At 30.2% G+C, this 12,477-nt stretch carries 14 protein-coding genes; 6 read left to right on the top strand and 8 right to left on the bottom strand.

Annotated elements, in window-relative coordinates; translation table 11 throughout:
* Positions 1–13 precede the first annotated feature (13 nt).
* Positions 14–277, bottom strand: coding sequence for a SoxR reducing system RseC family protein (locus tag BS101_RS15530; protein ID WP_073539655.1), 264 nt, complete (start codon positions 275–277; stop codon positions 14–16).
* A gap of 145 nt (positions 278–422) precedes the next feature.
* On the opposite strand from BS101_RS15530, the gene BS101_RS15535 reads away from it, so the two are divergent.
* The 4 genes from BS101_RS15535 to BS101_RS15550 all read left to right on the top strand — a co-directional run bounded on the left by BS101_RS15535 (position 423) and on the right by BS101_RS15550 (position 3,514).
* Positions 423–830, top strand: coding sequence for a lamin tail domain-containing protein (locus BS101_RS15535; RefSeq protein WP_242951490.1), 408 nt, complete (start codon positions 423–425; stop codon positions 828–830).
* A 192-nt stretch (positions 831–1,022) separates the two neighbouring features.
* Positions 1,023–2,123, top strand: a complete 1,101-nt coding sequence (locus tag BS101_RS15540) for an Ldh family oxidoreductase (RefSeq protein ID WP_073539657.1) — start codon at positions 1,023–1,025, stop codon at positions 2,121–2,123.
* 49 nt (positions 2,124–2,172) lie between these two features.
* Positions 2,173–2,709: a macro domain-containing protein gene (locus BS101_RS15545; RefSeq protein WP_073539658.1), complete on the top strand. Its 537-nt coding sequence runs from the start codon at positions 2,173–2,175 to the stop codon at positions 2,707–2,709.
* A gap of 148 nt (positions 2,710–2,857) precedes the next feature.
* The gene (locus BS101_RS15550; protein WP_073539659.1) at positions 2,858–3,514 is read left to right on the top strand and encodes a superoxide dismutase; all 657 of its coding nucleotides are present in this window, start codon (positions 2,858–2,860) and stop codon (positions 3,512–3,514) included.
* Positions 3,515–3,546: 32 nt separating this feature from the next.
* Here the strand turns inward: BS101_RS15550 and BS101_RS24275 are convergent, their stop codons facing one another.
* From BS101_RS24275 to BS101_RS15570, 5 genes are all read right to left on the bottom strand, one after another.
* Positions 3,547–3,678 (bottom strand): hypothetical protein, encoded by a 132-nt coding sequence (locus BS101_RS24275; RefSeq protein ID WP_278335239.1) that lies wholly within the window; start codon positions 3,676–3,678, stop codon positions 3,547–3,549.
* A gap of 457 nt (positions 3,679–4,135) precedes the next feature.
* Positions 4,136–4,912: an ABC transporter permease gene (locus BS101_RS15555; RefSeq protein ID WP_073539660.1), complete on the bottom strand. Its 777-nt coding sequence runs from the start codon at positions 4,910–4,912 to the stop codon at positions 4,136–4,138.
* Positions 4,912–5,817: an ABC transporter permease gene (locus BS101_RS15560; protein WP_073539661.1), complete on the bottom strand. Its 906-nt coding sequence runs from the start codon at positions 5,815–5,817 to the stop codon at positions 4,912–4,914. The genes BS101_RS15555 and BS101_RS15560 overlap by 1 nt, the downstream gene beginning before the upstream one ends.
* A 77-nt stretch (positions 5,818–5,894) precedes the next feature.
* On the bottom strand, positions 5,895–6,950 hold the full coding sequence (locus BS101_RS15565) for an ABC transporter substrate-binding protein (protein WP_073539662.1): 1,056 nt from the start codon (positions 6,948–6,950) through the stop codon (positions 5,895–5,897).
* 28 nt (positions 6,951–6,978) lie between these two features.
* The gene (locus tag BS101_RS15570) at positions 6,979–8,067 is read right to left on the bottom strand and encodes an ABC transporter ATP-binding protein (RefSeq protein ID WP_073539663.1); all 1,089 of its coding nucleotides are present in this window, start codon (positions 8,065–8,067) and stop codon (positions 6,979–6,981) included.
* Between the two features lie 614 nt (positions 8,068–8,681).
* Here BS101_RS15570 and BS101_RS15580 point away from each other — a divergent pair.
* A complete protein-coding gene (locus BS101_RS15580) occupies positions 8,682–8,876 on the top strand; it encodes a helix-turn-helix transcriptional regulator (protein ID WP_156876065.1) in 195 nt (64 codons plus the stop codon).
* Positions 8,877–9,178: 302 nt separating this feature from the next.
* Positions 9,179–10,498: a sensor histidine kinase gene (locus tag BS101_RS15585; RefSeq protein WP_073539665.1), complete on the top strand. Its 1,320-nt coding sequence runs from the start codon at positions 9,179–9,181 to the stop codon at positions 10,496–10,498.
* A 47-nt stretch (positions 10,499–10,545) separates the two neighbouring features.
* Here BS101_RS15585 and deoC read toward each other — a convergent pair whose 3' ends face one another.
* Together deoC and BS101_RS15595 are read right to left on the bottom strand one after the other, a co-directional pair.
* Complete coding sequence (gene deoC, locus BS101_RS15590; RefSeq protein ID WP_073539666.1) at positions 10,546–11,202, bottom strand: deoxyribose-phosphate aldolase; 657 nt, start codon at positions 11,200–11,202, stop codon at positions 10,546–10,548.
* Between the two features lie 239 nt (positions 11,203–11,441).
* A complete protein-coding gene (locus BS101_RS15595) occupies positions 11,442–12,467 on the bottom strand; it encodes an ABC transporter substrate-binding protein (protein WP_073539667.1) in 1,026 nt (341 codons plus the stop codon).
* Positions 12,468–12,477: the final 10 nt, after the last annotated feature.

Raw genomic sequence — 12,477 nt, forward strand, 5'->3', positions numbered from 1 at the left:
TAAAATATTTTAACTACATATCTTCCCAATAAAATTTTTCCTGTTCCTTATCAACTATAGTAGTCTTATCAAACAGTTTTACAAACACTACAGCTAACACAAGAGCAATTATACCTCCAACAATTTGATAAATTCTTATAGCTCCTTCCATTAATTTTCCTAAGTATCCTCCTAAAAATACACCTAAAAACACCAACATAATAGGAAAAATAAATAACATAAATGCAGCTATTAGCATATTCGTACTTTTCTTTTTTTGATTATGATTTTTGCCCATTTAAAATATTAGCCTCCTGCTATAACTTTTTTATTCTTATATTATAACTCTTAATATATTTAAAATAAATAATTACTAATTTAAAATTATTTAAACTCCTTGAAGGAATTTAACATTAAATGTTGAATTTATGGTACTAAAGGAGATGATTATTGTGTCTACCAATGTAAAAATAGCATTTATAAATAATAATATTAAAAAAAGAAATGGAGAACTTCATTTAAATGACGAATGGATACGCATTGAAAATGTCAGCAATAGAAGAATCAATATGTTTAATTGGGAGCTGTGGCACTGGAAACCAAGTAAACAATATTCCCTTATTTACAGATTTCCAAAGCGCATCGACAACCTTTTTTGGACATTGGATCCAGGTGAAATTATAATACTATTTACAGGCTATGGTTCAAATAAATTCATAGAAGGAACTGGCGGTCATAACCCTGAATTTCACTTTTATTGTGGAAAAAATTCTTTCACATGGAACAATGCTGGAGACATTGCCTGTCTATTTGATACTGAATCAATGACAAGCACCCTCGCAGTTCCATAAGCAATCATTTATGTGAATATTAATAAATTCAAATACATATTTTTTAATTCCTAAAATCATATTGTGCATAAAAATAAGTTACCAAACTTTATATATTTATTATATTTGTAGTATAATTATTTTATATGTAATAAAACTATGTTTGACTAAACATTTAATAATTGTGTACATCTAACATTTTAGGAGGTAAAAATGACATATTCAAAAGTAAAATATGAAGGTTTAAAAAAACTATGTGATATAGTTTTTGAGAAATTCGGATTTAGTCCAGAAGATAGTGGAACTATTACAGACGTTTTACTGCTGTCAGATTTGTTTGGAATTGAATCTCATGGAATTCAAAGACTGGTAAAGTATTATAGTGAAATAAAAAATGGTCTTATAAAAGTAGATTCTAAACCAAAAATAATAAAAGAAACACCTGTATCTGCAGTTTTAGATGCCCAGGCTGGTATGGGTCAACTGACAGGAAAGAAAGCTATGAATATGGCTATTGAAAAGGCCAAAACTTCAGGTTTGGGCATGGTAGTAGTTAGAAACTCAAATCACTATGGCATTGCTGGATATTATGCTAAAATGGCTGAAGAAGAAGGACTTCTCGGAATATCTATGACTAACTCTCCTGCTGTTATAATACCTACTTTCGGAAAAGATGCCATGCTTGGTACAAATCCCATAGCCATATCTATGCCTGCACAGCCCTATCCCTTTTTAATGGATATAGCTACCAGTGTAGTTACAAGAGGGAAAATTGAAGTATACAATAAAAGACATGAACCCCTTCCGCTAGGTCTTGCACTGGATAAAAACGGAGAAGATACAGAAGATCCTTATGATATTTTATACAATCTTCCGAAAAAACTTGGAGGAGGTCTTGTTCCACTTGGAGGCTCTAAAGAACTCACTGGTGGACATAAAGGCTACGGATTGGCTCTTGCAGTTGAAATATTTACAGCAATTTTATCTGGAGGTATCACCGGAAATTACGTTACACTTCAAGGTTCTTCCGGCTCTGGCACCTGCCATTATTTCTGTGCAATAGATTATGGTATATTTGGAGATAAAAATTCCATAGAAGATAAATTGTCAGAGTACCTAAATGAACTTAGAAATTCTAAAAAAGCTAAAGGGGCTTTAAGAATATATACCCATGGAGAAAAAGAAATTGAATCTTATAAAGATAAAATGGAAAATGGCATTCCAATGAATGAAGTTACCCTTAAAGAAATAGATGATATCTGTAAATACTTTAATATAAATACCAATGAGTACATAAAAAAAATTTCCTACTGATAATATTTAACTAAAAACAGTTTAATAAAAATTGGAGGTATTGAAATAAATGATAAAAATAGGTAATAAGAAAATATTAATTAAAACAGGAGACATAACAAAAGAAGATAGTAATGCCATAGTAAATCCTGCAAACAGTGCCCTTCAGCATGGAGGAGGGGCAGCCTTGGCTATCGCAAGAGCTGGGGGTTCTAAGATACAATCAGATAGCAATGAACTTATAAAAAAAATAGGTAGTTTACCTGTGGGAAAAGCAGTTATAACCTATGGTCACGATTTGAACTGTAAATTTGTAATACATACTGTAGGCCCTATAATGGGAGAAGGTAATGAAGATGAAAAACTAAAGAAAGCTGTAAAGAGTGTGCTTAATCTGGCAGAGTCCTATAATTTAAACTCCATATCCATACCTGCTATAAGTTCTGGTATATTTGGGTTTCCAAAAGAAAGATGTGCAAAAATACTTCTTGAAACTTCTGTAGAATTTTTAAAAAGAGAAGATATAGATTTAAAAACTATTGTTATGTGTAATCATGACCAGCAAACAACAGATCTTTTTTTAAAGGAAGAATTAAAATATATTTAACTTCATGTTTACCTTATTATTTATTTTAAGATATCTAAATCTAAAAAATAATTAAAATATTCCTCCATTGGGAATATTTTAATTATTACGCACATTCAAGTCTTGTTACATATTATAAATAGTAACATATTTTTATAGAGGTGTTTTAATGTATAATATGAAACCTGAAGTTTTTAACTTTAATTCTGTTAAAGGTATTTCCCAAAGACAACTAAATGAACATTATAAATTATATGTAGGCTATGTAAATATTTTAAACCAAATCTGGAACACTGATTATAACCCTCAAAATTATACTGATAGTAATCCAACCTATTCAAAAATGCGCAGCTTAAAACTTGGTGAAACCTACGCACTAAACGGGGTAAAACTTCATAATCTTTACTTCAAGAATATGACAGGAGGCAACACCACTCCCCACGGTCCAGTACTCAACTCCATAATAAATCAATTCTCATCTTATGATAATTTTCTTTCTTATTTAACAAATGTGGGTCTATCTATGAGAGGATGGGCAGTTCTGTCTATAGATTCACTAGACAATAAATTCCATATAATAGGAAGTGATCTGCACGACAAAGGATCTGTATGGATTTCTTACCCTATATTAGTAATGGATGTTTATGAACATGCTTATTTCATGGATTTTGGAACAAATAAAAAAGAATATATTTCTACTTTCATTAAGAATATAAATTGGACTGTTGTAAATAAAAGATTCCAAAAGTATCTTCACTTAATGCAGCTTTTGAATATGAATCACAATAGATATATTCCATATGAATTTCTCAATAGACATATTTAATAATAAAAAACAGCTTTAAAAGCTGTTTTTCACTATTTCCCTGCAAATAACGTATCGATCATATCGAACAGGAAGCTAAAAGATTCCCTTCTTTTAGATTTTATTCTTTTTAGTATTGTAACTTTATCCTTTGTTTCTTGAATATCCCTTATTTCTTTATTCACATAACTCCCCCCATTCAGACAATTAAATTTTATTATTTCTCGTACGCTATAACCACATCTTTATACCCCTATATGATTAAACTAAATTTGTTTGTTAATATATTAACATTCTTTATATTCAATTGCAATATATATGTTAAAAAAATGACTATATACCATAAATTTAAAACTTTTATTATTCTTAAGTTAAAAATTTTAAGATATTTGTGATAATCACTTAATAATATACCCAAATACCACTGCCTCAATTCTTAATTCATGTAAAGTCTTACAGAAAAAGTAATTTATTTATGATATTTTTATTTGGATTACACATGTTATAAAAATAATAAATTATTGTCATAATATTATCAATGAAATTTCATTATTTATAACAAAATTTATTTCTATTTAAAAATAAAAGTACCTAGGACACATTATTGATTTCAAAATGCCTAGGTACCTTAAAACATAATTGTCAAGCTTCATTTGCTTCTGTATTTTTCCCTTTAACAATCCCTTGTACAAAAAGCATAGTTAAAGTGATTCCAATCAAAATGGTAGATACCGCAGCTATTTCTGGGGTTATGCTAGTTTTCATACTCTCCCACATGGCCAGGGGAAGCGTTTTAGTTTTAGAACCTGCCAGAAACATAGTAACAGTTACTTCATCTATAGATGTGCTAAAAGCAAATACCGCCGCTGAAAACATAGAAGCTTTAATCTGAGGCAGTGTAATGTTAAAAAATACACTAATTTGTTTTGAACCCAGTCCCATTGCTGCCAGCTCAATATTTTTATCTACCCCCTTTAGTCCTGTCATCACCGTTACAAATACCATAGGTATAGCCAGAAGTGTATGCCCTAGAACTATTCCAGGTATAGTATTAGTTAATTTTAAAGGAGCAAAGGAATTATATAAGGCTACACTAATTATAATTACAGGTATAACCATAGGCATAACCATAAATCCCATAAATACATTTTTAAATTTAAACTCCACCTTAGTAACAGCAGCTGCCGCCATGGTTCCTAGAATAAGAGCAAGTATTACTGTAAGTACCGCTATTCCAAGACTTCTGCCGAAACATTGAGTCCACTGACTATCATTAAAGAAAGCATGATACCACTGAGTAGAGTAACTTGGTGGTGGAAATTTAAAATAACTTAACGAAGTAAAAGAAAGGGGTATCAATACAAATACAGGAGCTATAAGAAAAAACAATATAACTATTACAATTATTGGAAGCCACATTATTCTCCCTCCTTTAACATAGGGTTTCTTTTTACCAATACTGCAAGTATAGACAAAAGTACCATGGTAATAATAAATAAAACTAAGGAAAGTGCAGAGGCTAAAGGCCAGTTCAAGGTAGCACTTATATTATTCTGTATAAGGGTAGATACAAGCATATTCTTTGATCCCCCTAGTAGTGCAGGAGTAATAAAATATCCAAGAGCTAGAACAAATACCAGTATTGATCCTGATAAAATTCCCGGAACAGATAAAGGAAAAAACACCTGCCAAAAAGCTTTTATAGGCCTGGCCCCCATAACTTGAGCAACTTCCACTAGCTGTGTGTCAATACTTGACATAACCGAATAAACATTTAACACCATATACGGAAATAGAACATGGGTCATACCTATTGTTACAGAAGCAGTATTGTAAAGTAAATCCAAAGGCTGATTTATAAGCCCTATATTCTTCAAAAAGGTATTTAAAATCCCCTGTTCCTGTAAGATTATAATCCATGAAAAAGTACGTACCAATAAACTAATCCAGAAAGGTATCATAATAATCATTAGAATGACCTTTTTGGTTCTGGAGGATTTTGTTTTAATAATAAAATAAGCTACCGGATAAGCAAGTACAATTGATATTACTGTTACAATAAATGAAGTTTTCAAGGTAAGCCATATAACTTGAAGATATATAGGCTCTGTAAAAATCTGTGCTATATATTTAAAAGTAAATCCATTCTCATCTATAATACTTAATTTAAATAAACTTATCATAGGTACGAATGTGAATACTATAATAAAAAGTGCAGGCAATATTACCAGTATCCATTTTACACTAAGCAAATTATTTAATTTATCTTTTGTAGAATTTTTCTCAAACATCATCTCTTCTTTCTTAATACTCTCATTCACCATTTCCATTCCCCCAAAAATCAATAACTATTAACCTAAAGTTCTAGCTGTATAACTAGAACTTTAGATTTTAGAATAAATTATTTAATTAACCACTGTTGGAATTTAGTATCCACAGCATCATAATTTTCTGCCCACCATTCTTCATCGCCATGTATAAGTTTATTAGAGGTTTCGTCATCTCCTCTTCCTATTCTTTCTTTTACTTCTGTAGATAATAAATCCAATGCTTTAGAATTAGTTGGTGCATAGTCGATATTTTTTGAGAATTCTGCCTGTTGTTCAGCTTCACACTCAAAGGCAATAAACTTCATAGCCAGTTCTTTATGAGGTGCTCCTTTTGGTACTACCCATGAATCTCCAAGAACTATAGCCTGGTTATATTCCACATCTACCGGCGAACCTTCCTTCTTTGCAGTACTTACACGTCCATTCCAAGCTGCTGCCAAAGTAACATCACCACTTGCAAGTGATTGAGGTGCCTGAGCTCCTGCAGTCCACCATATTTTTACATTGCTTTTTATTTTATCTAGACTTTTAAAAGCTCTATCTACGTCTAAAGGATATAACTTATCTGCCTCAACTCCATCTGCAAGAAGCGCAGCTTCTAAAGTACCTACAGGATATTTCCACATAGCACGGGCTCCAGAAAACTTTTGTGTATCCCAAAATTCAGCCCAGGTGGTGGGGTGATTGTCTTTTGAATAACTACTCGTGTTATAGGCTATAGCTACATCAAAAGTATCTGAACCCACTCCATATTCATTAACCAATCCTTTATCGATATTATCTGTTTTAATTACACTGTAATCCAACTTTTCAAGTAATCCCTGTTTACCTCCTCTTGGTGCAAAATCAGAGTCTACATTTACTACATCCCATTCAACATTCTTTGATTGAACCATTGCTTTCAACTTACCATAGTCCGTTGGGTTTACTACCGTTATTTTTACCCCGTATTTCTTTTCAAAGGCATCGTAATTTACTTGCCTTGCTTTGGAATAAGCTCCTCCCCAATCCACAACAACTAATTCTTTATCTTCACTGGTACTACTTTTTTCATTAGATGAACTGCCACATCCTGTAAGACCGAAGATCAATATTGCACTTAATAAAAGTAATAATTTTTTCTTCATAATTTATTCCCCCTTATGCTTTATATAATTAATTTCCTATTAAAGAACTCTTTGTAATTTCCCAATTTAATATAATCTCTCTGCCAGGAGTAAGTAAATTTTTATCAGAAGGTACTGCTTTCACCATCATTTCCTCATTATTTTCATTAACTACCTTTACTTTTAATGAGTCTCCTACAAAAATAACTTCCTTAACTATTGCTTTCATGCTATTCTCATATTGAGTTTTATCTAGTGTAATACTTATATTTTCAGGTCTTAAGGCTATGGAAACAGCCTTCCCCCTTAAATACTGACCCTCAGCATCCATTTCTCCCTTTAAAATTTGTTTATTAAATATTTCTATAAATGCAATTTTACCTTCTGTTTGAACTATTTTACCTTTAATAATATTTATCTCTCCTATAAATTCTGCTACAAATATACTTTTAGGTTTTTCATATATATTTTCCGGAGTATCTATTTGTTCTATTCTCCCTTTATTCATAATACATACTTTGTCAGACATTGTAAGAGCCTCTTCCTGATCATGGGTAACACTTATAGTGGTGATTCCAATTCTCTGCTGTATATGCTTAATTTCCAATTGCATTTTCTGTCTTAACTGCTTGTCTAAAGCTCCTAAAGGTTCATCTAGTAATAACAATGGAGGATTAAATACTATGGCCCTTGCAAGTGCAACTCTCTGCTGTTGTCCTCCACTTAATTGTTTAGGATATCTATTTTCTACTCCTTCAAGATCCACTAGCTTCAGCATATTTATAACTTTTTCTTTAATCTTATCTTTAGAAAATTTTCTGATTTTCAAAGGATACGCAATATTTTGAAAAATATTCATATGAGGAAACAATGCATAATTTTGAAAAAGCATCCCTATATTTCTTTCATAGGGTCTCTTTTTTTCAATATTTTCTTTATTTAAAAGAATTTCACCTGAATTTATTTTTTCGAACCCGGCAATTAATTTTAATAATGAAGTTTTTCCAGAGCCACTTGGTCCCAATATGGTTAGAAACTCTCCTTTCTCCACTCCAAAACTAACTTCATCCACAGCCTTAAAACTTTTATAGTATTTTACTACATTATTCATTAATAAGTTAGCCCCAATGGTACTCATTTAACATTTCTCCTTTCTAAAACCTTCAACATTTATTTGTATTTTATTAAATGTGATAAAGTCATAAATTTACTAAATATAAAAGATATAATTATTGCAATAAAACAAAATTGTTTATTCATAATATAACGATATATATCTACACATTATACATTTTTATTAATTATACTGTCTTAATATTAACATGTCAATCTTAATTTGATGTGTTAATTAATAATATGTAAATATGAGCTATCAAATTTTAGTACTAGCGTTTATAAATTGAATACATTGTTTTTATAACATTCAATTTATAGCTTATATATTTATTTTATGATTCAAAGCTTATTGAAAAATTATCATTATATATCAATGTATTTTATTATATTATTAATAATAATATGTATAATTTATCATATTATTATTAATATTCATATATATAAAACAAACAAATATAAACTAATGAATTTGTCTTTTGAGTACATATGCTTACTATTTTTCTTACTTTTTTTAATTAATATTTTAATTTTTATAAATATTTATAAAAAATGCTATAAAATATCTTTAATAGTATCTTATATAAAAAGGAAATATAAGTATTTTATAGAATATATTAATTGTGAGGTGTTATTAACATGAATAATAGGCTTAAAGAAATAAGGATGAGAGAATATATGATGAATCCAAAGGAATTCTCAAAATTAATAGAAGTTAACCTCAAAACATACTATGCTTGGGAAAATGGAACATCAATTCCTTCCATGAAGAAAGGATTAAAAATAGCTGAGAAATTGAATAAAAGATTAGATGACATATGGTACTTAAAATAGTGCCATATATTTTAAAGACATATTCGATAAATTAAAGAAAAAATTTATATATATAAGAATCTTTTTATAAATTCTATCATTTATTATACATAAAGCCTATCAAGTGATTCTAAAGTTCAGGTGGAGTTTGCTGTAGAGAAACGCTTTTCTCCATCTTAACCTTAGAATCACTTATCCATGCGCGTAGACCTGTTTATCTCCAACCTTGAAAAAGATGATATTAGCGCTGGTAGTGTTGGGATAAATTAAACCATGATTACTTACATATTAATATATTTTTTATAATATAAGGAGGTCATAAAATGACTAAATTTAAAAATGAACAACAATCAATTTGCCGTTGGAGAGAATTTATCAAAGATATGAATAACGACCCTTTATTTAATTCCATAATTATAAAGCCATGTGTAAGACATTCTCATTTACAAGTAAATGATGAACAATCAACCACAGATTTATTCTCTAACAAAGATTTTAAAAAAAATTCTTCTAAAAATTCGCAATTAATGAAATATTCCATTCCTTTTTTAAAACATATTTCTTTAGCACTAAAAAATATTCCTCATATAATTTCTATCAAGGACATTAGCGGAAGGATTATTAGTCCATCAGGAATGCCGCAGATATCGAATATAAAAAAAATGCCAATTTGTATAGGAACAAATTGGTGCCAGAAAGATATCTGCATGGATAATACAGAAACAAAATTTATCAAAAAAAACTCTGTTTTTACGTACAGCATATATAATTGTAACAAAACTCATAATTGTTCCTGTATAAATGTACCTATTAAATCAAATAAAAATACAATTGGATATATAACCCTTAGTACTATGACTGACTATGCATATCCCGCTCTGCTTAGTCCTGTTATAATTTATGCTAATTATATTGAAACTATGATATCAGATTCAGAAAATAGACAAAGTAACCAACCACTTTCACAAATTAACGATTTAATGGCAACTACAGTTCATGACTTAAAAAATCCATTAGCAGTAATTAGAGGTTTAGCACAACTAGGGAAAATAACTTCAGACAGAAATAAACTTAATGTATACCTAGATAAAATCATAAATCAAGCTGATGAATTAAACGATATTATCATAGAACTATTAAGCATATTTAAACCTTCCGAACTCTTTCCAAAAAAAGTTGCTCCAGTAATAGAAAAAGTAATTAAATCATTTCAATTTGAGTGTAATCTGAAAAAAATTAAATTATCCTTTAAAAATAATGGAGATAATTTTATATATATGTCTGAAAATTTATTTAAAAGATCTATACAGAATATTTTAATAAATTCCATTCAATTAATGGATAATGGAGGGCAAATTGAAATTGAAACAATAATAGAAGGAGACTATATTATTATTACAATTAAAGATACTGCTGGTGGAATACCGGAAGATATACAGGATTCACTATTCCAAGCATTTACATTTAGAAGAGAACAAGGTACTGGACTTGGCCTGTTTATGGTTTATCATACAATTACCAATACACATAAAGGCAAAATCTGGTTTAAGAGTAAACCAGATTTTGGAACTACATTTTTTATAAAGATTCCAATTGCTAAAAACGTAGAAAATACACCTCTTTCAAAACATAAATTGATTTGAACATAAAGATAACTATTTAACTAGAGAGTACAATGTGATTTCTCTAGTTATTTTTTATTAATAATTTTAACAGAAGCACTGGCACCTATCCTGGAGGCTCCTGCATTTATCATTTTTATGGCATCTTCGTAAGTCCTAATTCCACCTGATGCTTTTACCTTTAAATTAGGTGAAACTGCATCATACATTAGTGCTACATCCTCTGAAGTAGCTCCTGACATGTTAAAACCCGTAGATGTTTTTACAAAATCAGCCCCCGCCTTTTTAGCAAGCTTACAAGCTATAATTTTCTCTTCATCATTAAGGAGACAGGTTTCAATAATAACTTTAACCAGGGCTCTTCCATTAATTTTATTAACTAGAGTTTTTATATCTTCTTCAACATAATCATAATTTCCTGATTTTAAATAACCTACATTTATAACCATATCAATTTCAGAGGCTCCCCTATTTACCGCCTGTACTGCTTCAAAAGCTTTTGTTTCAGATGTGACGGCACCTAAAGGAAACCCCACAACTGTACACACTTTCACATCTGAGCCCTTTAATAACTGGTAGGCAGCATTAACATAACAGGAATTTATGCATACCGAAGCAAATCCATATTCTAAAGCTTCTTTACATAATTTAACTACCTGTTCATAAGTAGCCTCAGGTTTTAAAAGGGTATGATCTATCATTTTTGCTAGTTCCTTTTTATCCATTATTTTATCTCCTTCTTGCCGATGAATAATAAAAAATTATGGTTCACTTTCCTATTGCCCTTTTTAACACTCTAAAATGAGTAATAGGAAATGAACTTTATAGATACAGTTTTATATTACCATAGTTACATTTACTATGGAATAACCAAGTAGTAATTATCAATTTATTACTTTTCTATATAAGTTCTCCTAAAGTTCAGGTGGAGTTTCCTTACGAGCAAACTCCACCTGAACTAGATTCATTTCCCAGCATATTTAGGATTAGGACTAAATTTATTCGTATATATATCTGACGCCTTTATAGCTCCCTTTTCCAATATTCCAGTTTCTTCAGACATATCCAACCATTTTTGAATATATTCTGGATTTACATAGTCATTTTCGTCATACCAGAATGGTTCAACTTGAGAAATTTTCATATTAAATCTCTTCGCTATGATTTCATTTGCCTGCTGCTGGTGAGTATTAATCCACTTATGGGTTTTTACAAGCACTTTTACAAAACGCTTAACTGTATCTGGATGTTCTTTTATAAATTCATCACTGAATCCACGAGTAGAGGCTCCTCCTGCAGGTCCTTGTGTTACTTCATAGCTGGTAAAGAGAGAGCTTACTCCTCCATCAATTTGTGCTTTTTTAATATATGGAGGATGAAGAGCAGCTATGTCAACTAAACTCTGGCTCAATGCCTGTTCCTGCTGATTAGATGGCATAATTACAAATTCTGCATTTGACTTTGGAATATTATATTTCTTAAAATATTCAAGAGCTATTATTTCAGCACAAGAATTTCTATTTGCAACTGCAATTTTAAATTTTTTATTTTTTAAATCCTCTGGAGATTTTATAGAACTTTTACTATTTACCATATAGTTCATATGAACAAATTTTTCATTATCAATCATTCCAGTAGCTACCACTTTAATCTTTGCTCCTGCCAACTGAGCAAGGGCTACATCAATTGGATGTCCATCGAATACATCATTACTTCCTGTTAACACTGCTTGAATTGCTGTACTACCTTTAAGCACTCCAGTATATTCTAGTTGTATTCCCTCCTCTTTAAAAAATCCAAGTTCATCCGCAATATCAAATTCATTAAATCCAGTCTGAGTTGCTATTTTTATAACATCAAGCTTTTTGCCATCACTGGAAGTTGTGGTATTTGAATTTGTTTCACTGCTTTTTGATGAACATCCTACTACATTAAAAATTATAGCTAATGATAAACTTATCATTGTAACTTTCTTTAATAATTTATTCATACTTCTACAC

Source organism: Clostridium kluyveri (genome assembly GCF_001902295.1).
Taxonomy (GTDB): Bacteria; Bacillota; Clostridia; order Clostridiales; family Clostridiaceae; genus Clostridium_B; species Clostridium_B kluyveri_B.

What these genes read in the sequence shown, in the direction of transcription:
- BS101_RS15530 (WP_073539655.1), bottom strand. Translation starts at nt 277, where the DNA reads ATGGGCAAAAATCATAATCAAAAAAAGAAAAGTACGAATATGCTAATA.
- BS101_RS15535 (WP_242951490.1), top strand. Translation starts at nt 423, where the DNA reads ATGATTATTGTGTCTACCAATGTAAAAATAGCATTTATAAATAATAAT.
- BS101_RS15540 (WP_073539657.1), top strand. Translation starts at nt 1,023, where the DNA reads ATGACATATTCAAAAGTAAAATATGAAGGTTTAAAAAAACTATGTGAT.
- BS101_RS15545 (WP_073539658.1), top strand. Translation starts at nt 2,173, where the DNA reads ATGATAAAAATAGGTAATAAGAAAATATTAATTAAAACAGGAGACATA.
- BS101_RS15550 (WP_073539659.1), top strand. Translation starts at nt 2,858, where the DNA reads ATGTATAATATGAAACCTGAAGTTTTTAACTTTAATTCTGTTAAAGGT.
- BS101_RS15555 (WP_073539660.1), bottom strand. Translation starts at nt 4,912, where the DNA reads ATGTGGCTTCCAATAATTGTAATAGTTATATTGTTTTTTCTTATAGCT.
- BS101_RS15560 (WP_073539661.1), bottom strand. Translation starts at nt 5,817, where the DNA reads ATGGTGAATGAGAGTATTAAGAAAGAAGAGATGATGTTTGAGAAAAAT.
- BS101_RS15565 (WP_073539662.1), bottom strand. Translation starts at nt 6,950, where the DNA reads ATGAAGAAAAAATTATTACTTTTATTAAGTGCAATATTGATCTTCGGT.
- BS101_RS15570 (WP_073539663.1), bottom strand. Translation starts at nt 8,067, where the DNA reads ATGAGTACCATTGGGGCTAACTTATTAATGAATAATGTAGTAAAATAC.
- BS101_RS15580 (WP_156876065.1), top strand. Translation starts at nt 8,682, where the DNA reads ATGAATAATAGGCTTAAAGAAATAAGGATGAGAGAATATATGATGAAT.
- BS101_RS15585 (WP_073539665.1), top strand. Translation starts at nt 9,179, where the DNA reads ATGACTAAATTTAAAAATGAACAACAATCAATTTGCCGTTGGAGAGAA.
- deoC (WP_073539666.1), bottom strand. Translation starts at nt 11,202, where the DNA reads ATGGATAAAAAGGAACTAGCAAAAATGATAGATCATACCCTTTTAAAA.
- BS101_RS15595 (WP_073539667.1), bottom strand. Translation starts at nt 12,467, where the DNA reads ATGAATAAATTATTAAAGAAAGTTACAATGATAAGTTTATCATTAGCT.